This is a genomic window from Melioribacter sulfuriphilus (genome assembly GCF_052656625.1).
Map to the genome: position 1 here is coordinate 89,213 of NZ_JBQXXK010000002.1, position 20,513 is coordinate 109,725.

Here is a 20,513-nt window from a genome sequence, read left to right on the forward strand (position 1 = left end):
GCAATCTAAATAATCGTTCGACTAAATTCAACTGCACAAAGATTTTGCTATGACTTATTGTATATTTCATTTCAAACAATCAGGACTGTGGATTATTGGACAGTAAAAGTAGATTCATTCCCGTCTTTGAAGCTCTATTCGTTACTTTTTTATGGTCTACTTCATACATTATAATTAAGTGGGGATTAGAAGAAATTTCACCGTTATTTTTTGCGGGACTAAGATATTCGCTGGCATTCATGATTTTTCTTCCGTTCATTTTAAGAAAAAATCATATCAGCGGCTTAAAGCAATTAACCATCAGAGACTTTACGAAGTTAATTCTTCTCGGATTTGTTTTCTACTTCGCAACACAGGGAACACAATTTATCGGGCTTTCTTTACTGCCGTCGGTTACTGTAAGTTTACTGTTGAACTTTACACCTCTGCTTGTCCTAGCTATGGGCATAATATTTTTGAACGAGAAACCGACTAAAAAGCAGATTGTGGGAATTGGGATATTTCTCGCAGGTACTTTGATTTATTTTCTTCCAGTGGATTTCACCAGCACACAGCTTGCAGGATTGGGAGTGATGACACTGGGAGTTGGTGCGAATGCTATGGCGGCAGTTCTCGGAAGGAACATAAATCGCGAACGTAAATTCGATCCATTGATAGTTACATTTGTTAGCCTGGGCTTTGGTTCGTTTCTACTTCTGATCACTGCAAATATATTCGAAAAATTTCCTGCAATGAGTCTCGAAAACTGGATTTATATTTTATGGCTTGCAGGAATCAATACAGCACTGGCATTTACACTCTGGAACAAAACATTACGCGAACTGACTGCTGTAGAATCGAGTATCATAAACAATACGATGTTAATTCAAATTGCCATACTGTCGTTTTTATTTCTGGATGAAAATTTGAGTGTAAAAGAAATTATCGGACTGATAATAGTTGTCTTGGGAGCCGTTTTGGTACAAAAGAGAGGTGGAATAAAGAAGGCTGCCCTTAAAAACCGCCAGGACAGCCATTGATAAAATTAATTTTTCTTCTTGAAATCATCCATGAACTGAACCAGTTCTTCAACGCCTTTTTTGGGAAATGCATTGTAGATGGATGCTCTAATACCACCAACACTACGATGCCCTTTCAATCCTTCAAAACCTTTTGTTTTTGCTTCTTCGATAAATTTCTTTTCGAGTTCTTCGCTTGGGAGACGGAAAGTTACGTTCATCAAAGATCTGTCTTCTTTAACAACCGTACCTTTGTAATATCCATCACTTGTGTCAATTGCGTCGTATAAAATTTGCGCTTTTTCTTTGTTGCGTTTATACATTTCGTCAAGTCCGCCCATATTCAATAACCATTTAAAGACAAGCCCGGCTACATAAATTCCGAAAGTAGGAGGTGTATTGTAGAGCGAATTGTTTTCTGCATGGATTCGGTAGTTCAGATAAGTGTGTAAATCGTCAGATGATCTTTCAAGGAGATCCTTCCGAATTATTACAACTACGACACCCGAAGGTCCGATATTTTTTTGTGCTCCTGCATAGATTAGGCCGTATTTATTTACGTCAATTTTTTTGTGAAGGATATCTGAGGAAGCGTCGCATACAAGCGGAACACCGTTAGTCTCAGGTTCTGTTTTCCATTGAGTACCGTAGATAGTATTATTAGAAGTAAAATGGACATAAGAAGCATCCGGGTCAAGTTTTAATTCGGACTGTTTCGGTATTCTGTTAAAGTTTTCGCTTTCAGTGCTAGCGGCAATATTTACTGAACCGACTCTTTTAGCTTCCTTCATAGCTTTCTTAGCCCACGAGCCAGTAATAATATAGTCAGCCTTGTTTTTCGGGGGCATCAAATTCAGCGGCACCATCGAAAATTGGAGTGTAGCTCCGCCCTGAAGAAACAAGACAGCATAGTTATCGTTAATATCAAGCAATTTTCTCAGATCGGCTTCTGCTTCTTTAATTACCTGATCAAAAATTTTACCACGATGGCTCATTTCCATTATACTCATACCGCTGCCTTTATAAGAATAGAGTTCCTTCTGAGCCTCGAGCAAAACTTCTTCCGGTAAGACGGCGGGACCAGCGCTGAAATTATAAATTCTCTTTTCCATACTTCACTCCTTTATATTAATGTCAGTTAGAATTAACGGCTAAATAAGGTGAACCAATAAACCGTCTCTTAGTTTTGGTTCGAACCAGGTCGATTTCGGGGGCATAATTTCGCCTGCGTCTGAAATATTGATCAAATCTTCTATTGATACTGGATATAACGAGAATGCGACTTCTGCAGTACCTGAATCAACCAGACGCACAAGTTCTTCCGTCCCTCTGATACCTCCAATAAAATCGATATTTGTATCAGTACGTGGGTCCTCAATACCCAGTACAGGATGCAATAAATAATTTTGAAGAATGCTTACGTCAAGATTATCACCTAATGTATTGCCTGGTTTAACATTTCCATTTGGTTTTAAGCTGTACCATTTTTTCTCTATATACATGCAATAACTTCTTTTTGTCTGCGGGACGGGATTGTCGATTTCTTCGATGTCAAAATAATTTTTCACTTTTTCTAAGAACTCGCTCTTGGGCATATTCAATTTGTGAACGACTCTATTATAAGGCAGTATTTTTAGTTGTTCTGCTGGAAATAAAACGGCAAGGAAAAAGTTGTATTCTTCATCACCTTTATGAGAAGGATTTCTTTCCATCAAATATTTACAAGCTCTCACAGCACTTGCAGCTCTGTGATGTCCATCAGCTATATAAAGCGAATCTACCTGTTTCATTGCATCTACAATAACATCAACCAGATTATCGGGTACAATCCAGACCGTATGCTGTACACCATCAACAGCTCTAAAGTCGTAAATTGGTTTTTCATTTTGTATTATTTGGTTTACTTTATCATTTATTACATCTACACCCTTATAGGTAAGAAATACAGGTCCTGTTTGAGCTCTTGTAGTAATTATATGATTCGTGCGGTCGTCTTCTTTAACTTTTCTCGTCTTTTCGTGTTTTTTTATTAAATTGTTTTCGTATTCTTCTACAGAGAAAGTGGCAGCCAGACCGATCTGTGAATTACCCTCCCTGATTAATCGATATACGTAAATATGAGGATTATTATCCAGCAAAAGAGGAGCTTCGTTTTTAAGACGTTCAAGGTTGTCTTTTGCTCTGGCATAAACTTCACTCGAATAAACATCAATATCAGCAGGCATTTCAATTTCTGCGCGTGTAACTCTTAAAAAACTCAACGGATTGCCTTTTGCAAGTTCGGCAGCTTCTTCCCTGCTTACAACGTCATACGGTAAACTTGCCACCAGATGCGCTACTTTTTCGTGCGGTCTTAGAGCTTTAAAAGGACGAATGAGAGCCATAGTCTCCTCTTCTTTATAAATCGAAAAAAATTACTAAAAGAAAAATAGTATATAATAGTATTATTTTAAAACTTAATGCCAACTAAACTTATTATTATTTAGCGCAGAACATGCCTGCATTTTTTAAGCAGTTAACCCGATTGTTTCTCTTTTCTCGATTCAGCAAGGAGGGCAATCAGTTAATATGTCCTGCTTGTAGATTGAATATTTTTGATTTCTTTATCGTTGTGAGATAAACATATAAAATTAGCTCTTCAGTTTTACTACCTGTCTCCCCATCTAACCAGCACCAACTTCAATTCAAAGCGACCTTCAAACTTCCGCCATGTGTAAGAATTTTTCACAAATATCAATCACCCTTTTCGATATTCTGTTAGGAAATGCTTCGATTTATGCATATTCAACTAAAGCAGATTCGTTCTTTTTTGAAATTTTTTTTATTAGAAAGATGAAATCAAGTATGAAACTGTAAGCTGTACTTATTGAAAAAATATGAGCTCGATTTTTCGATATATTTTTTATTGCTTCATTAAAGCCCTTAATAATGGACATGATTTAAAGTAATCTGCATAGTTTTTATTTTTTTTTATTCCAAATTTTCTTAACATTAAAGTGACGTTATTTGATAAAAGGCTACTTGAGAAAGGGATACCGAGTGGAAACACAAATTAAATATTTTACAGTAGCGGAAGCCAACAGGACATTGCCGCTTGTAAAAAGGATTGTACGGGATATCATCAACACAGCGTATGAAATTAGGTCAAAGTCGGACCTGTTAGGCGGTAACTATCATGGCAATCCAGATATTCTTAAAATGAGTTCTCAGATAAACGGATATATAAAAGAACTCGAAGAAATTGGTTGTTTATACAAAGATTGGAATTTTCAGATTGGACTGGTTGACTTTCCTGCAATTATAAACGACAGGGAAGTTTATCTCTGCTGGCGTAGTGACGAAGAGGAAATTAAATATTATCACGAATTAACAAACGGGTATTCGGACAGAAAGCCAATCCCGCCCGAATACCTTTGAGGTAATTATTTCTTTTCTTCTTCAATTCGATATGAATGCGTAATTTCAACTGACTTTTGCAACATTGCCGTTACACTACAATAAGTTTTTTGCGATAGTTCAATTGCTCTTTCGACCGCTTCTTTTGGTATCTCTTTCCCGTAAAAAACATATTCGAGATGAATTTTAGTAAAAACCTGAGGGTGAGTTTCCTGGACTTCTGCCTGTATATTAATTTCAAAAGCGTCGTATTTAACTTTTTTCTTGTTCAAAATTACAGCCACGTCGCTACCGGTACATCCACCGAGCGCTATTAAAACAAGTTCTTTTGGGCGTATTGCAGCATCGCTGCCCCCGAATTGCTCGGGTCCGTCCATTGCTACCCAGTGATTCGAGTCGGTTTTTCCTAAAAAAGTGACCCCTTTAACGTGTTTAACTAATGCTGTTTTGGTCGCCATTTATTCCTCTTTTCTATTGCAACAATTTTTTATTAGGTAAGATGAACACCACTCAGTTTGGTTTCATTTTCTGAAAAGATAAAGAATTAAGGAGATAATTATGCTCAGTATAATTGAAGTGGCTAAAGGAAAATAGACTACATAATTTTTTCCTTTGATTGTTATATCGCCTGGCAATTTGCCGAAATATGGAATTTTCCCGAAGAAAATTAAAAGAAGACCGACCGATAACAAAATGACACCGCCTATAACAAGGATTTTCCCGAGCGTATGAAACTCATTCATAAATTACCTCACTATTCAAATATTTCTTACACAAATTTAGCGTTAGCCGTTTTCACCGGCAAGTCGGGCAATCTGCAGAAGATAGAATTTAAGTTTATCCTGGTCTTTTGGGGAGAGAGCCTGTTCTTCAATTTTAATTATTCTTTCAACTTCTTTTAAGGCGCGAATAATATTGATCGGCACTTCGACCATTTCCTGCGAGATGGCGGCGAGGTATTCAACCGCAGCCGAAAGAAATTGCTGCATATTGTCGTCAAAGGACGACTTTGTAAATTGCGGTACCGCTCTTATTTTTTTGGGTGAAAAGAGATATTCTTTGTAAGAGGAACTCGACGATAGAGAGTAGAGTGCAATAGCAAGTTCGACAAAACTGGCAACGCGCTGATAAACCGGTTCTTCGAGTAAATCCCAGATTTTCTGACGCCACATTTTTATTTCTTCAGGAATTTTCAAAAGGTATTGTACTTCCTTCAACCACTTATCGTCAACATTTCCTTTGATGTCTTTCATTATTTCTTCGAGACTCGTATTGAACAGATTCTTTTGCAGTAGAACAGCGACATCGGGTCTGAGCGTGGGCAATAAATCCGGAATGAAATAATTGCCTTCAAAGAATTCCGAAACTTCCAGTCCGTGCCTTCTTAAGAGTTCTTTCTGGAAATAGCTTAAATAATTGTGCATCGAGTCGATGTCCTCACGCAATGCAATCAATGCCGAATTGCCAGCAGGAAAAGCCTTTTCCATTTTGCTCAAATACTTAAGGTCGACGTCGTGATAAATTCTGAGTGTTTGCAGCATTTCATAAACAGGAAGTTTGGGAAGAACCCGTTCCGTTATTAAATATATCGGTTCACCTTCAGTAAATTCGCGTTGAGAAAAATTGTTGAGCGCACGGAATAATCCTGTAGTCAATTGATTAATTCCAAGTATGACGCTTTGTGACTGATTATGAGAAATGGCACGTAATAGACTTCCGTATTTAGAGAATGGAATTGTGCCAGCAATTTTTTCAAGTATTTTTTGCCCTGCTCCTTCGCCAACTCCCTGTCCGGGACGCACAGTGGGACGGTCGCGCAACGGCGGTGTAGTTCTACCAATAAAATATGATATTAGATGAATACCAACAACGTCTTCATCCCGGCCGTATAAAATCTGACGAAAATTTTCACGGTGCAGATTCAGGAATTCATTGAAGATTTCGTCTTTCTTGCCGACTGTAAGTCTTTCAAGTTCCTGCAAGCCTCTTGTTTTAAATTGAAGTCTGGTTTCCGATAAAGGTTCGCCGGCTCTTTGAATTTCTTTTTCGTTGAATTCCTGAGCTTCTTTAACATGATAAAGTAGTTGCGCTCTCTGGAAAGTTGAAATATACCTGAGTTTTTCAGAAATATTGCTCTGAAAAGTTCTCAGGTCGCCTCCTGCAAAAACACCCAGTAAAGGAGTGATAGCATATTGGGTACTCTTTCGAGTCGATTCAGCCAGGTACTCATTAAATCGGCTCTGCGTTAAATATGAATCGATGAATAATTCCTTGCCAGCAACTTCCGAATAATACCCGCCCTGACGTTGCATTGGCTCACCGCTGCCCATTTTCATGCGCACTCGTCCAATTAAATTATTCGCTGCCAGCCAGGTCATTAATTCGTACTTCGCTTCCCTGTAAAGATTCATACCCATTGCCTGTCCAACCTGCTGACTTAAATCTGAGCCAGCGACAAATATTTCTGTAATAATTTCATTGAAACGTTCTGCAGTGTCCTGATTAATTCTTCTACTCTGGAAAGAATATTCCCAAATTTTGTCGAGATAATTCTTAATATTACTTACCGAGTCGAGATCTTCGAACAGAGGCACCAGCCATACTGCGGGCAGATCGAGGTTACTGTTTTCTCTTAAAATTTCTTCTCGCTTCGACCTCATTTTTCGATCAAGGGAGATTAAAGTCTCCGGCCTGGTGGTCATGCTCACCTGCAGCGCCAGAACCATTCCAGGATTTCCATACCTTGCGGCTATTTCATTAATTTCGTTTATGTTATGCACCGTCGTGTCGATGGCAAATTGATCCTGCGCAGTAATTAATTTTTGATGGATGCGAGGCGTTACAACAAACCTTCTTAGCAAGTCCCTGTACATCAGGATTTCAAGAAGCAACCGTTTATCCGAAAGGTTTTTCATTATCTCCGGAATGTGCCCGTGTAAAGTCTTCCGTAATCTCTTGTTCAAATCGAAATAATATTCTAAAGTATTTCTTCTTCTTATTCTAAGGTCGAGCATCTTCCTTTCAAGTCGATCGTTATGATGCCACAAACGTGTTACCGGGTCCTGAGCAATATGAAGTTTCATACCGAGTTTTCTCAATTTGCTCGGTTGTAAATTAAATGGAAGTGTGCCACGGTACCTTTTTTCGAGCTGATGCGTAAGTTGAGTAATCTGGTTTAAGAGGGCTGTAAATCTATCGTTCCGTTGAGGGAGTTTTTCCAATTCTTTTATAAGATATTCATCAAGCTCGAGTGAATGATTGTTTCCGATCAACATTTCTAATATTCTTGCCTGACGTACAATATTCTCAATCAATACAAAAGCCACCAAACTGTGTCCCTGTCCAGAAGGCCGATTGCTGCCGTCCCAATCGCCCCAAAAAGATAGAAAAGTTTCGAACTGATAGTCAGAATAAAGGGAAATAAAATTTTCGGCTGATATTATTGTTTTCAAATCGAGTATCAATTCCTGAGGTTCTTCGCTCGAGACGATGGCAACGTTCAGTCCTAAATATTCTTTGACAAGCTCCTCTTTCAATTTTTCCAGTTCATTTTTCGATGGTTGTATTCCTCTCAAAAGATTTTCGATTATCCGCTCGGCAATTATATCAGTTTTAATCGAATACATTTGAGTGGGATGAACAGTCCTGTCGAACATTCTGGTACGAAAAGCTTGCTTACGCCTTTCGAGTGAGTCTTTATAAAATTCGCGTTCTAAAATCAATTCGAGTTTTTTTTGATTGCCCGAAAGAATATATCCTGCATATTCGTTTATATACGATTGGAGCTCTTCAAATTTGTTTTGATAGACGGACAATTTATAAGGTATGAATTCACCGAGAAATTTCTTTTTATTAAACGAATAGTCTGCTCCACCGTTGACTTTATTGAAATAACCGGTAAATAGATGTTCAATGTTTTCGAGAATATGTTTTTCAAGGACTTTCCAGTAATTTGAATAATCTACAAGGATTATTTTTTTCTGCAAATTTAGTTTCTTAACTTTTAATTGATGCTTGTTATAATTTGCAGACTCTTCGGCAATCATTCTATTGAGATCGATCAGGACACGGCGTGTTTTCCTTCCAAGTACATCGGCGCCGTCCGAGCCACCGAGCGTTAGTCTGAAAGATTTTCTTCCTGTTTCAAAACCTTTTTCTGTACGAGCAAAAGTAGATAGCGGAATTAATCCGATTCCCTGTCGTGCCAGTCCCGAAGCAAGCCAATCGAGCGACAAACCAGTGGGTAGATTGTCAATAATCATTTGAGGGTACATGCTTCCGACAGGTGGTTTTATTTTTATATTGAATCTATTTCTTTCGGCAGGAAGACTTTCGGCGGCTTCCTCCAACGCTTTGCTTCTGTCGTAAAATATCCTGTTTCGTAATTTATGATATGCTCTGACGTCTTCAACTTTATTACGATAAAGTAGATACGAAATGTAAATTGCAGAAATGTTATCACGAAAAGTATCAACTACACTTTGAAATTTCTCTCGTAATTCGGGCAATCTTATTTCGACAACCGATAACCGCGCACCTGCAAAGGAATCGGTCTTCGACATCGAATGAATTGTAATTACATACTTTTCTTTTTCACTTGTAAGATAACCTTCTTCAACGAGTTCACTACATAACTGACGCAGTGTATCGATTTTTTCCAGACCCAAAGAAGGTTTAACATTTTGATACGACAAATCGTCGACGACCTTAATTTCCCTTTCGAGTAGCCACTTGAGCAATTCTTTCAAATCGTTTCGATCGAAAATTTGTCCTGTTGCGTTATGGGGATTGTTTAATACAACCGCTCCATATTTTTTCCAGCCAGCATCTTTCGACAACTTATTCTGTACAGCATCAATAATTGCTTTAATATCAATTTGAAAATCATCTTTTAATGGAACGGTAAAAACTTCGGGAAAACAATGTTCGTAAGTCCAGCTCAAATCGGGTATAATAGCTTCTCTGATACCACAGTGGAATCCGAGTATACTGAGCGCCGTTCTGGACGAGCCACTAACAACAAGAGTATCTTCAAGTTTATACTCCGGATGATGATTAATAAATGCGCTCAGATAAGAAGCCTTGAGATCATTTTTCCAATCGTCATTGTTGAAATTATCGATCATCTCGTCGTACAACTCGACAGCGTTGTACGAGGAAAATCTGTCGTAACTGATTTTTGAAGAAAACCTTTTCTGCTTGTCTGCATGCGAACTGAATTCTTCTATAATCCTGTTAATCTTATTTTCGATGTCTCGCCCTTTCGATTCGACAATATTACCGATAATTTTTTCGGCGGTTCTGGAAAAACGGGAAAGGGGCTCCAATCCAAGCTTTACAGACTCGCCTTCAATTTCTGCCTCGACATTTATGTCAAGCGGTTCCTTTTCTTCTTTGATACCGCTCTTCAGCAGATAATTCAACAATGTAATTTCCGTTGAAGAGGGAGTTCCCTTCAGCTGGAAATGTACATTTTCCAGAACTTTAATAAATTCATGGTTGCCCGCAATGAATACCAGAGAAAAACCTTTCAGCTTGTTTGAAAAAGCCGATGGAGTTATAAAACGAAGGACCCGGTTCATCATTTTGGCTTCGCGCGCCAGCGAAAGGTGATTCGGTGCATTATTTACTTCAACAAAAAAGAGAGGATATTCTAAACTAAGATTTCTTAAATGTCTTCTTGTCACTTCGTTAGTAACTTTGCCCAGTATAAGAAATTTTGGTACATTACTCTTATTCAACATATTGTTCAATTGAGGCAGTAATACTTCTTCTGCATTTCCAAGATTGTGAAATCGTATGCCTTCAAAATTTTTTAAATGTTCTGGAATTTCACAGTCAAACAAAAGAATATCTGCTGGTAGATTGACCATAAATTCGGAAACGGAATGAAAAAAAATGCGCAGAGTCTCGGAAATACCGTTTGAAGCCAGTATTATTTCCCTTTTACCCGATTTTGCGCCGGTATCGTAAGATAGAGGTTCCTGTTGTTTATGTGAGAGCCAATCATTAAAATATTCAATTATAAATTCAGGTTTCGATTTAATGTATCCGCCGCGTGGCGAGTATGGTGCTGCTCTTTTTATTAATTCGGCTATCAATTCAACTTTTGGGACGTCTTGAGTAGACAGGCCCAATTCATGGCAGAAAGCTTGAGGGTTATCTATCGAAAAATTTTCATCGAGCAGATCAATGCCCATTGCCAGGCGCATAAAAAGAGAGTAGAGCCTTTCATCCTGCACCGGATTTCCAATGTGGAAATTTACTCTTTCATGAGCAGGTACCGACGAAGCGGCTGTTGATTCACTAATTTCCGAAACTTTTGCCGCTTTTATTGGTTTGAGTTCAAAAAGTAACAGCGGATCTTTTGAAATCATTATAATAGCTATTCGGTTTTTCTTTCACTGTTTTTCTTTCTGCTTTCCGTTAAATTGTGGAGCAAATTCTGGAATAAAACGGCAAGCTCCGAGCCCTGTGGCAAATCGGTAGATGAAAGCGATACAACAGTACGTGCGTTTTTAAGAGTCTGGCTGGCTTCAGCAAGTCGCGCTGCCTGAGGTGTAAGCAACAAGAGTTCTGGATTGTTCTTGAGTAGTTCCAATTCTTTCGACTCGAATTCGAGCTGCATTTGTTTTCTTTTTAGTTCTTCTTTAACACGTTTTTCGGCTATTTCGGCTTCTTTCTCGATCTCCTTGTTTTTCAGTTCATATTTTTTCATTTCGAGTTGATTTTCCATCAATGCAATCTCTTCTTCTGCTTTGAACTTAGCCTTAGCAGCAGCAATACGAGCTTTCTGATTTAACTCTTCGGTTTGTTCCAAAATACGTGCGGATTCCTGCTGCTTGATGGCGTCGGCTATTTTAGAATCAAGGATTTCAATCAATTGAATAGATATTGATACGATCTCCAGACCAAATTTATCTTTGCTTATATCTGTATTTTTACTCAGATATTGATAAATCTTCTCTCCGCTTAATTCCTCTATCTCATACTTTTCGGTAAATTCTCGCACCCAGCTTTCAATCAGTATTTCGAGTTCTTCAGTGGCTTTCTCTACTGCTCTTGTATTCCAACCGCCAGATTTAATTAATTTATGAATATTCTCAAGCGATAGTGCTACGCTTAAGGTCATTCTAATTTTTATATTGAGATTTCCTTTTGCCGTCGAATCAATGTTTAATTGTACAGAATGAATCGTTCGAGGAAGCACCAGACAAAAATGGCGCGGATAGAACCTACCTTTTTTCAGTATGATTTTTCCATCCGACTCATACAAAACTAACTGGTCGGGTTTCCGCAATCGGTATTCGTAAAGCAGAAACAGGATTATCACTAATATTATTATTACTATTGCTGGCCACATATTTTACTCCCGATAATTCTAAATAGCTTTAGCTGTTTTGTTATTATCCTTTTCCGATTTTATAATACGTTATTTTATATACACAACTCAAAAATGGGATCAACAAGAAGGTAAACAGACATAAAATTGCTGCTTAATGTAATATTTTTTTTGAAATTATGTAAACTCTCTTGTAAAAAAATTTTGTATTAGCTGACTTTAAACTTAAAAATTAAGTTTAAATTCTCGTTTGACAATTTATTAGAAAATATTTTTTACAATTGACAAATAATTTATACTTTTCAATACCATAATTAATCGATGGAGACATGGAAGAGCACGAATTTCCAGATTTATTCGACGACGGGACTTACACTGAAAAACGACCTGCAAGGAAAAAATTGGAACGCTCGTCCTCAGATTATCTTATCACAGGTTTATGCGGTGGATTGGGCAGATATTTTAATATCGACCCGGCAAAAATACGAGTAGCTCTTATGTTTTCTCTATTGCTGGGAGGATGGATTATCCTTTTCTATTTTATTGCCTCAATTATGATTCCACTCGAGCGCTCCTCATCTTTAATCGTAGCAAATAAAAAAAACAATCTGGTATTCCTGAGCAGCATGATGATGACTGCCGGACTCTATCTTTATTTAACTGATTTCGACCTTACCCACAGAACTTATTTCCTCCTGGACAATCGCTCCACAATGATGGGAGGAATATTAATGATTACTGGAATTTATATCACTATTAAAAATATGCATATAGTTTCTGCACAGGAAAACAATCCAGCAAAATTTTACAGGTCACAAAAACACAAGATTGTCTCGGGTCTTTGCGGTGGTTTGGCCGAATATCTTTCTGCAGAAGTTACATTAATTAGGACCTTCTTTTTGATTAGTGTATTGTTGAGTGCCGGATTAATCTTAATTATTTATCTCCTGCTGTTATTCTTTATAGAAAAGAAAGCGGAGCCGTAAGTTATGAAATTAAATTTCAGAACAATCACGGGGATATTGTTATTAATATTAGGACTATTACAAATCATCGACATCTATTCAGGAGTAGATCATTACAAGCATGGATTCGTTCTTGTTCTTGCACTATATGGAATTTCAATAAATTATTTTTCTCTTAGAACAAGCAACAGAAGGATAATGCTTTTCTCCGTTTTCATATTTCTCACTTCAATTCTTATACTCTCCCTAAAGTTATATAATATTAGTCTGAGTTCAGAAGTAATAATTTTCTCGAGTATGTTTATGATCTCTGCATTCATGCTTACTCTTTATATCGACAATCCAGAAGAAAAGATATTTTTATTCGGATTCATCATCGGCATGTTGGTAACAATCGGATCGTTTTACCTTTTACAAATCCCCTACGTTCAAAGGCAGGCAGGAAAAGTAATCGGTTATTCAATGAAAATATTACCCGCGGTATTAATTGCTGGGGGCTTGAGTTTGTTTTTAAAGAGGAAACAATTCGATTAACGAACTCTCCCTTCCTGTGGAAAGGACGCCGACATATACTCGTTAACTGAAGGAGTAGGCGATCCCGTGTTTGATTCTATTGTGATTTTCAGAGATTCAATATTTTCCTTCGGAATAATCGGAAACGAAGTTATATGTATGAACTCATTTCCCGTCGGTTGATAAACTCCCATCGAATATGATATTCCCCTGCTAACAAGCCATAATTGATACCCTTGATTGGCAAGCAACGGTTTGACATTTCTGAATTGAATTAGTCCTTCTTTGGCATCGAATGATAAGAGCACTTTGGCTGAGGCATTTTCAGAAGGCACGGTAGATTTTAAATTAACGATTGTAATATCGCCGTAATTGAAAAATTCGATCAGTCCGATATAATTATTAACAAAATTATTTGTTCGGGCAAGTTCACTGCGATATATGTTTACATCCTGTTCTAAGTCCACTAATTTTTGATTTAATTCTTCAATAGATGTAAATGAATAGTAGCCAACCAAAGAAAACAGAACAAGCGACATAACAATAGCAAACCAACCGACAATGCTGCCGGATTTGCCTGCAGGACGCTGAGCCGTTTTGATTTGCGATTGCTGGCCGGTAAAATATCTGCCCGCATCTTCGGGTAATACCGAACGGTCAATTGTTCCAGATTTTTTAACTGTGGTAGTCTTTGAGGACTCTTCGGTTTTTTCTTTTTGTTCTGTCTTTTTAAGATTAGTAAGTTGAAAACTTGCTTTCGTTCCCACTTTGGTAATACGACTTGAAGACTTCAGGGCAGTTGCTTTTTTTTCTTCCCTGATGCGAGTTTTAATTTCGTCTTTCATGCTGATTAGCCGTCGCGCCACTTCGTCTTTTAAGGAAGGATCGGGTTTTTCAAGATCGAGTATGATGGGAATTAACGATACTATATTTTGCATCTCCTGCAGTTCTCCTTCGGGCAATTCACCACCAGCATCGATATAATCTTTGAACTGGATAAAATTATCCCGGTCCATACAACCAACCGCAAAGGCAGCTATCATCTCGTGAACAGCATTCTTTGCCATGTTATTCCTTTGCCAGGTTATCTCTGAAATTATAGAGAGATGTCATCACTTTATTCCGTACCGTCTCTATGGGAACGTTTAATTTATTTGCAATTTCGTCGATAGTATAACCCTCGTAATAAGCAAGATGTAAAACGTACTTCTGTGTATCGGTCAATTGCGAGAGAGCTTCTTCAACTTTGAGTTTAAGGCTACTTGCAGTTTCGAGATCGAGGCTATCCATTCCAGGTAAAAATGTGGGAAGTATAAAGTAATCTTCATACTCGTCGTCGTAAATTTGAGAAATCGATTCCGATTTGCGACTACGCCTTAGAAAATCGACGGCTTTATTTCTGGTTAATGTTACGAGCCAGGCATAAACATTACCATTTGTGAAATCGAATTTGTTGCTTTTCTTCCAGATGATCGAAAATATTTCTACCAGGAGTTCTCTAGCAGATTCTTCATCGGGTGCAATTTTTTTTACAATAGTGTATAGCAGCGGTGAATACCTGTCGTATAATTCTTCCAGGGCGCGAGATTCAAACTTCGCAATCTCCTGCATTAATTCAATATCGCTATAATTCTTGAATTGATTCAACTTAATCCGCTTCGATTGCCTCTTCAAAACTATGATATGCGGTACAAATTTACAACTTATTTAAATAAAATGCAGTTACACAGCTTCGACGATATAACAAACAACAGCCCATTAATAAGTAGACACGTAATGTTTTTATTATATTTACAACTAAAAAATCGGAATAATATGACATCAAATCAGATCAGGCAACAGTTTCTCGATTTCTTCGCGGAAAGAGGACATAAAATAGTTCCCAGTGCGCCGGTTATTCCACACGGCGACCCTACTCTATTATTTACAAACGCGGGAATGAATCAATTCAAGGATGTTTTTATCGGCACCGGCAGCAGAGAATATAAAAGAGCAGCCGATACACAAAAATGTATCCGGGTTTCAGGAAAACACAACGACCTTGAAGAAGTCGGACACGACACCTATCATCATACCTTTTTCGAAATGCTCGGCAACTGGTCATTTGGCGATTATTATAAAAAGGAAGCCATCGCCTGGGCATGGGAATTATTAACTGAGGTATGGAAGCTTCCAAAAGAAAGATTATGGGCTACAGTCTTTCGAACAGACGACGAAGCCTATCAATACTGGAAAACAGAGACAGACATTAATCCGAGCCATATCCTGAGATTCGACGAAAAAGACAATTTCTGGGAGATGGGTGAAACCGGTCCTTGCGGTCCCTGTTCAGAAATTCATATCAACTTAAGCGACGATTACGACAATCCTAAATTGGTTAATGCAGGCAGTCCTCTGTGCATCGAAATCTGGAATCTCGTTTTTATTCAGTATAACAGAGATGAGACAGGTAGATTAATCGAACTGCCTGCAAAGCATGTCGATACAGGAATGGGTTTCGAACGGATCACAGCAGTACTTCAAGGTAAAAAGTCAAATTATGATACAGATATTTTTACACCGATTATTTCTACAGTTGAAAATTTAAGTGGACACAAATACGACTACACACTACCAGCCGAAGATAAATCGGAGCAGGGGATAGCCAATGTAGCAATGCGCGTTATTGCAGACCACATACGCACACTTACTTTTGCAATTGCTGACGGAGCCATACCCGGTAACGACGGACGCGGCTATGTACTGAGAAGAATTTTGAGAAGAGCTTCTCGATATGGTAGAAAAATTAATTTAAAAGAACCCTTCCTCTTCAAAATTGTGGATACTGTCGTCAGAAACTTCTCTCATGTATTTCCAGAAATAAAAGAAAATCAAAATAACATCGAAAAAATAATTAAAGCTGAAGAAGAGAGCTTCAACACCACTTTAGACCGTGGACTGGAACTTTTCGATTCGCTTATCGAAAAACTTAAAGTCGAGAAACAAACTGTTATTCCCGGTAGCGAAGTCTTCAAGCTATATGATACTTACGGATTTCCGGTTGATCTAACAAATGTAATGGCACGCGAGCACGGTTTTACGATAGACGAGAATGGTTTCAATAAGCTGATGGCAGAACAAAAAGAACGAGCCAGAAAATCTGCACGTGAAAAATTGACAGCTAATAATTTTGTAAATAAGTCGAAAGACAATTTTCAATTTGTCAGGGAAACCGCCACTCAATTTACCGGTTATGACGAATTGATTACAGATGCTCAAATTATCGGATTGAAATACGACAACGACAATATTTTTATAATTTTCGATAAGTCTCCTTTTTATGTAGAATCCGGCGGACAGGTAAGTGATACGGGATTTATTATTATCGAGGACAAAAAATTGCCCGTTTTAAATGTAGCTAAACTCGATGACATGATAGTACATGTTGTTAGTAAATCGGAAGGAGTTAAACTCGAACCTGGAATAAATGCAACACTCCAGGTGGACGAAAAGAGACGATGGCACATAATGAGGAATCACTCGGCAACTCACTTTCTGCACAAAGCCCTCCGCGAAATTCTGGGTACTCATGTGCAGCAGTCCGGTTCGTATGTTGGTCCCGATCGACTCCGTTTTGATTTCAGTCACTTCGAAAAACCGAGCCCTCAACAACTGGAGCAGATTGAATCGCTCATAAATGAAAAGCTAAGAGAAAATTTGCCTCTTATTCATCATAGAGATATTCCATTCGAACAGGCAAAAGAGATGGGAGCTTTGATGTTCTTCGGTGACAAGTATGGTGAAAAAGTGAATGTGGTTCAATTCGGCAACTACACTATGGAATTTTGTGGTGGAACGCACGTAAAAAATAGCTCGCAAATTGGTTTATTCAAAATCATAAGCGAATCCTCTATCGCCAGTGGTATAAGAAGAATAGAAGCAGTTACAGGCGCAGGCGTCGAACAATTCATAAGAGAGCAAGAATTAAAATTAGCACGTCAGGAAGAGCTTTACAATTCTCTCCTCGAAGAGAAAAAGAAACTCGAAAAAGAGTTATCCGAACTAAAATTAAAAGATAAACTTGCAGCGCTTGATAGCATTATCGACAATCCCATTGAAGTTAACGGCATAAAACTTTTCAAAGGTAGAGTAAGCGTTGACAATATGGAACATTTGAAATCAATGGGCGATGAATTACGATTAAAAATGAAAAGTGGCGTCGGTCTATTGATATCTGAAATTGACGGTAAAGTTGGTATTGTATGCGTAGTTTCTGATGATTTGATTAAAGAGAGAAAATTGTCTGCCGGACAGCTGGTAGGTAGTGTTGCTAAAGTAGTAGGAGGGGGAGGCGGAGGAAGGTCTCACCTTGCTACAGCTGGAGGAAAGGATATTACCCGTATAGATGAAGCTCTTAAATCTGTCGACGATTTATTAAGAGAGATGCTCTAATGTTACAAATCAAACTTAATAATGCCGGCGCCATTTGAGCGCCGGTTTTATTTTATCCATATCGTTTTAATATTCACAAATTCTTTCATTCCATAGTGAGATAATTCTCTTCCATAACCCGATTTTTTTACGCCCCCGAATGGTAGACGAGGGTCGCTTTTAACCATTCCGTTTATAAAAACAGAACCGGATTCAATTTTATGTGCGAGATACTTGCCTCTGTTAATATCCTTTGTCCAGATGGCAGCACCGAGTCCAAAGGAAGTATCATTTGCAATTTCTACAGCTTCTTCTTCATTTTTAAACTTAATTACCGAAGCAACCGGCCCAAAAATCTCCTCTTCGTATGCGGGCATTCCCTTTTTGATGTCAGTAAGTATTGTCGGTTCCATAAAAAATCCTTCAACATTTGAACGCTTCCCGCCCGTAATTATTGTTGCTCCTTTTTCAACAGATTTTTTAATTTGCGCTTCGAGTTCCACAAGTAAATCTTCTCTTGCTATTGGTCCCAGGTCACAATCCCTTTCCATTGGATTGCATACTCTTAAACGATTCATATTATCGACAAATTTTTCCATAAATTCATCGTATACCTCGTCTGCTACAATAAACCTTTTAGCTGCGATACAACTCTGACCGTTATTAATTATCCTAGCTTTTACTGCTACCCGGGCGGCTTCTTCTACATCGGCATCTTTCAAGACGATAAAAGGGTCGCTGCCACCAAGTTCCAGTACAGTTTTCTTTAATTTACTCCCGCATTCCGAAGCAACCACACTGCCGGCGAATTCGCTACCTGTCAATGTTGCCGCTTTAATCAAGTTGTTGTCAATTACATTTTTAACTGAATTGGAAGTAATGAGCAAGGTTCTGAACAAATTTTCGGGAAACCCGGCTTTAAGAAAAACCTCTTCGATTGAAAGGGCACACATTGATACATTCGATGCATGTTTAAGAACTGCTCCATTACCCGCGGTCAATGCTGGCGCTGCGAACCTGAATACCTGCCAGAAAGGGAAATTCCACGGCATTACGGCAAGTATTACTCCGAGAGGTTCAAAAGAAACAAAACTTTCGGAAGCATCTGTTTCTATAATTTCGTTTGCTAAAATATTTTTTGCATTCTCTGCATAGTATTGACAAACCCATGCACATTTTTCGACTTCGGCTATCGATTGCGTAATTGGTTTTCCCATTTCGCTTGTTATTATTCTGGCATAATCTTCTTTTTCTTTTAACAACTGGTCGCCAGCATTTTTTATCAGTTCACAACGTTTTTCTAAACTGTATTCTCTCCATTGACGATACGCTTCGTTGGCAGCGATAATAATTTTTTCTACTTCTTCCGGGCTCATTTCCGGAAATTCTTTAATTAAATCTCCAGTTGCTGGATTTATCGACTTCAACGGCATATTCGCCTCCGGCAAATTATTTTTTCCTTTTGCATTAAAATTTTGTATGTTCGAAAAGAAATTACGCATAATATCGAAAACAAAAAATAATTTTGTTCTATTATGAAAAAGAAAAATCCCAAGACGTTTGTTCTCGACACAAACGTTATCTTACACGATCCCACCTGTATCAATCATTTTGAAGAAAATGACATAATTATTCCGCTGGTTGTAATCGAAGAGCTCGATCACTTCAAGCGGGGTAATCAGGTAATAAACCTCAATGCTCGTGAGTTCGCACGCACACTCGATTCAATAACGGGCAACGACATTTTCAACGGCGGAATTTCGCTGGGCAAAGGGAAAGGTAAAATTAGAATAGTAATTACGAAAGGGCTCGCAAAAGAAATTCAAGAAGTCTTCAAAGAAGACAATGTAGATCATCGCGTATTGAGTACTGCCTACGAAGCAAGACAAAAGTTTGACGGCAGACGCAAAGTAATTCTCGTCAGCAAAGATGTAAATTTAAGAATGAAAGCCAAGGCGCTTGGAATTCCCGCAGAAGATTACACAACCGACCGCATTCCAAACGTGGAAGAACTTTACAGCGGCAAGGAAACAATTGAAAACTTCGACGACGATATACTTCAAAAACTTTATCAGCCACCTTATGAAGTAGAAGCAAATAAAATCACAAAAAAATATAATATCGAAGTCGTACCTAACAAGTATTTTATTTTGAGAAACGCGAACCGTTCGATACTGGCGTACCTCGACGCAGAAATGGAAGCGTTTCACAGAATCGACAAGGAAACAGTTTACGGAATAAAACCGAGGAATGCTGAACAAACTTTTGCCGTTAATGCTCTAATCAATAAAAATATTCCGCTTGTGACTTTAACGGGCAAAGCTGGCACTGGTAAAACATTGCTTGCACTCGCCAGTGCTTTGCAGGTAAGAAAAGATTACAGACAAATTTATGTGGCGCGCCCTGTTGTACCTCTGAGTAATAAAGATATTGGATTTTTACCAGGAGACGTTGAAAGCAAACTTGCGCCATATATGCAGCCGCTGTGGGACAACTTAAAAGTTGTACAGGACCAGTTCAACGAAACCGACAAGAACTATCAAATGATTAACAACATGCTCAAAGATGAAAAGCTGGTTATAGAACCCTTGAGTTATATACGAGGTCGCAGTCTACAACGCATTTATTTTATAGTTGACGAAGCTCAAAACCTTACTCCCCATGAAGTCAAAACAATTATTACTCGAGCGGGCGAAGGCGCTAAGATTGTTCTGACCGGCGATATATATCAAATTGATCATCCATATCTCGACTCACAATCAAACGGACTTTCCTATTTGATAGAACATTTCAAAGGTCAAAAATTATACGCTCACGTTAATCTGGAAAAAGGAGAGCGTTCTTTACTTGCCGAATTAGCAAGCAATCTGCTCTAATAAATTTCTTGCG

General features: G+C 38.2%; 15 protein-coding genes. 6 read left to right on the top strand and 9 right to left on the bottom strand.

All coding sequences use genetic code 11. The features are described 5' to 3' along the window. Nucleotides 1–95 precede the first annotated feature (95 nt). On the top strand, nucleotides 96–1,019 hold the full coding sequence (locus tag ACUN8G_RS02365) for a DMT family transporter (protein WP_437345513.1): 924 nt from the start codon (nucleotides 96–98) through the stop codon (nucleotides 1,017–1,019). A 5-nt stretch (nucleotides 1,020–1,024) separates the two neighbouring features. Here the strand turns inward: ACUN8G_RS02365 and serC are convergent, their stop codons facing one another. Both serC and ACUN8G_RS02375 read right to left on the bottom strand, forming a co-directional pair. After that, nucleotides 1,025–2,110 carry a 3-phosphoserine/phosphohydroxythreonine transaminase gene (gene serC / locus ACUN8G_RS02370; RefSeq protein ID WP_437345514.1) on the bottom strand — a complete coding sequence of 362 codons (1,086 nt, stop codon included), beginning with the start codon at nucleotides 2,108–2,110 and terminating at the stop codon, nucleotides 1,025–1,027. A gap of 39 nt (nucleotides 2,111–2,149) precedes the next feature. Further along, on the bottom strand, nucleotides 2,150–3,382 hold the full coding sequence (locus ACUN8G_RS02375) for a DUF1015 domain-containing protein (protein ID WP_437345515.1): 1,233 nt from the start codon (nucleotides 3,380–3,382) through the stop codon (nucleotides 2,150–2,152). A gap of 655 nt (nucleotides 3,383–4,037) precedes the next feature. Between ACUN8G_RS02375 and ACUN8G_RS02380 the strand changes: the two genes are divergently transcribed. Next, a complete protein-coding gene (locus tag ACUN8G_RS02380; RefSeq protein ID WP_437345516.1) occupies nucleotides 4,038–4,415 on the top strand; it encodes a DUF2203 domain-containing protein in 378 nt (125 codons plus the stop codon). Between the two features lie 5 nt (nucleotides 4,416–4,420). Here the strand turns inward: ACUN8G_RS02380 and ACUN8G_RS02385 are convergent, their stop codons facing one another. The 4 genes from ACUN8G_RS02385 to ACUN8G_RS02400 form a co-directional block, all read right to left on the bottom strand. Then, complete coding sequence (locus ACUN8G_RS02385; protein WP_437345517.1) at nucleotides 4,421–4,852, bottom strand: OsmC family protein; 432 nt, start codon at nucleotides 4,850–4,852, stop codon at nucleotides 4,421–4,423. Nucleotides 4,853–4,915: 63 nt separating this feature from the next. Beyond that, the gene (locus ACUN8G_RS02390; RefSeq protein ID WP_437345518.1) at nucleotides 4,916–5,137 is read right to left on the bottom strand and encodes a DUF2905 domain-containing protein; all 222 of its coding nucleotides are present in this window, start codon (nucleotides 5,135–5,137) and stop codon (nucleotides 4,916–4,918) included. Nucleotides 5,138–5,179: 42 nt separating this feature from the next. After that, nucleotides 5,180–10,771, bottom strand: a complete 5,592-nt coding sequence (locus tag ACUN8G_RS02395; RefSeq protein WP_437345519.1) for an aminotransferase class I/II-fold pyridoxal phosphate-dependent enzyme — start codon at nucleotides 10,769–10,771, stop codon at nucleotides 5,180–5,182. 8 nt (nucleotides 10,772–10,779) lie between these two features. After that, complete coding sequence (locus ACUN8G_RS02400) at nucleotides 10,780–11,757, bottom strand: SPFH domain-containing protein (RefSeq protein ID WP_437345520.1); 978 nt, start codon at nucleotides 11,755–11,757, stop codon at nucleotides 10,780–10,782. A gap of 308 nt (nucleotides 11,758–12,065) precedes the next feature. Between ACUN8G_RS02400 and ACUN8G_RS02405 the strand changes: the two genes are divergently transcribed. Both ACUN8G_RS02405 and ACUN8G_RS02410 read left to right on the top strand, forming a co-directional pair. Then, nucleotides 12,066–12,722 carry a PspC domain-containing protein gene (locus ACUN8G_RS02405; protein WP_437345521.1) on the top strand — a complete coding sequence of 219 codons (657 nt, stop codon included), beginning with the start codon at nucleotides 12,066–12,068 and terminating at the stop codon, nucleotides 12,720–12,722. Between the two features lie 3 nt (nucleotides 12,723–12,725). Further along, the gene (locus ACUN8G_RS02410; RefSeq protein WP_437345522.1) at nucleotides 12,726–13,235 is read left to right on the top strand and encodes a hypothetical protein; all 510 of its coding nucleotides are present in this window, start codon (nucleotides 12,726–12,728) and stop codon (nucleotides 13,233–13,235) included. Here the strand turns inward: ACUN8G_RS02410 and ACUN8G_RS02415 are convergent. After that, entirely contained in the window at nucleotides 13,232–14,281 is a 1,050-nt protein-coding gene (locus tag ACUN8G_RS02415) for an anti-sigma factor (protein WP_437345523.1), read from the bottom strand. The two genes, ACUN8G_RS02410 and ACUN8G_RS02415, sit on opposite strands and share 4 nt — an antisense overlap. Before the next feature lies 1 nt (nucleotide 14,282). Continuing rightward, nucleotides 14,283–14,861 carry an RNA polymerase sigma factor gene (locus ACUN8G_RS02420; protein ID WP_437345524.1) on the bottom strand — a complete coding sequence of 193 codons (579 nt, stop codon included), beginning with the start codon at nucleotides 14,859–14,861 and terminating at the stop codon, nucleotides 14,283–14,285. A gap of 168 nt (nucleotides 14,862–15,029) precedes the next feature. Here ACUN8G_RS02420 and alaS point away from each other — a divergent pair, with 168 nt between their 5' ends. Further along, a complete protein-coding gene (gene alaS / locus ACUN8G_RS02425; protein ID WP_437345525.1) occupies nucleotides 15,030–17,645 on the top strand; it encodes an alanine--tRNA ligase in 2,616 nt (871 codons plus the stop codon). 47 nt (nucleotides 17,646–17,692) lie between these two features. On the opposite strand, the gene ACUN8G_RS02430 is transcribed toward alaS, so the two are convergent. After that, on the bottom strand, nucleotides 17,693–19,057 hold the full coding sequence (locus ACUN8G_RS02430) for an NAD-dependent succinate-semialdehyde dehydrogenase (RefSeq protein ID WP_437345526.1): 1,365 nt from the start codon (nucleotides 19,055–19,057) through the stop codon (nucleotides 17,693–17,695). 102 nt (nucleotides 19,058–19,159) lie between these two features. On the opposite strand from ACUN8G_RS02430, the gene ACUN8G_RS02435 reads away from it, so the two are divergent. Beyond that, a complete protein-coding gene (locus ACUN8G_RS02435) occupies nucleotides 19,160–20,500 on the top strand; it encodes a PhoH family protein (protein ID WP_437345527.1) in 1,341 nt (446 codons plus the stop codon). Nucleotides 20,501–20,513 lie beyond the last annotated feature (13 nt).

Coding starts and splice junctions, on each gene's coding strand:
- serC (WP_437345514.1), bottom strand. CDS start 2,110: ATGGAAAAGAGAATTTATAATTTCAGCGCTGGTCCCGCCGTCTTACCG.
- ACUN8G_RS02375 (WP_437345515.1), bottom strand. CDS start 3,382: ATGGCTCTCATTCGTCCTTTTAAAGCTCTAAGACCGCACGAAAAAGTA.
- ACUN8G_RS02385 (WP_437345517.1), bottom strand. CDS start 4,852: ATGGCGACCAAAACAGCATTAGTTAAACACGTTAAAGGGGTCACTTTT.
- ACUN8G_RS02390 (WP_437345518.1), bottom strand. CDS start 5,137: ATGAATGAGTTTCATACGCTCGGGAAAATCCTTGTTATAGGCGGTGTC.
- ACUN8G_RS02395 (WP_437345519.1), bottom strand. CDS start 10,771: ATGATTTCAAAAGATCCGCTGTTACTTTTTGAACTCAAACCAATAAAA.
- ACUN8G_RS02400 (WP_437345520.1), bottom strand. CDS start 11,757: ATGTGGCCAGCAATAGTAATAATAATATTAGTGATAATCCTGTTTCTG.
- ACUN8G_RS02405 (WP_437345521.1), top strand. CDS start 12,066: ATGGAAGAGCACGAATTTCCAGATTTATTCGACGACGGGACTTACACT.
- ACUN8G_RS02410 (WP_437345522.1), top strand. CDS start 12,726: ATGAAATTAAATTTCAGAACAATCACGGGGATATTGTTATTAATATTA.
- ACUN8G_RS02415 (WP_437345523.1), bottom strand. CDS start 14,281: ATGGCAAAGAATGCTGTTCACGAGATGATAGCTGCCTTTGCGGTTGGT.
- alaS (WP_437345525.1), top strand. CDS start 15,030: ATGACATCAAATCAGATCAGGCAACAGTTTCTCGATTTCTTCGCGGAA.
- ACUN8G_RS02430 (WP_437345526.1), bottom strand. CDS start 19,057: ATGCCGTTGAAGTCGATAAATCCAGCAACTGGAGATTTAATTAAAGAA.
- ACUN8G_RS02435 (WP_437345527.1), top strand. CDS start 19,160: ATGAAAAAGAAAAATCCCAAGACGTTTGTTCTCGACACAAACGTTATC.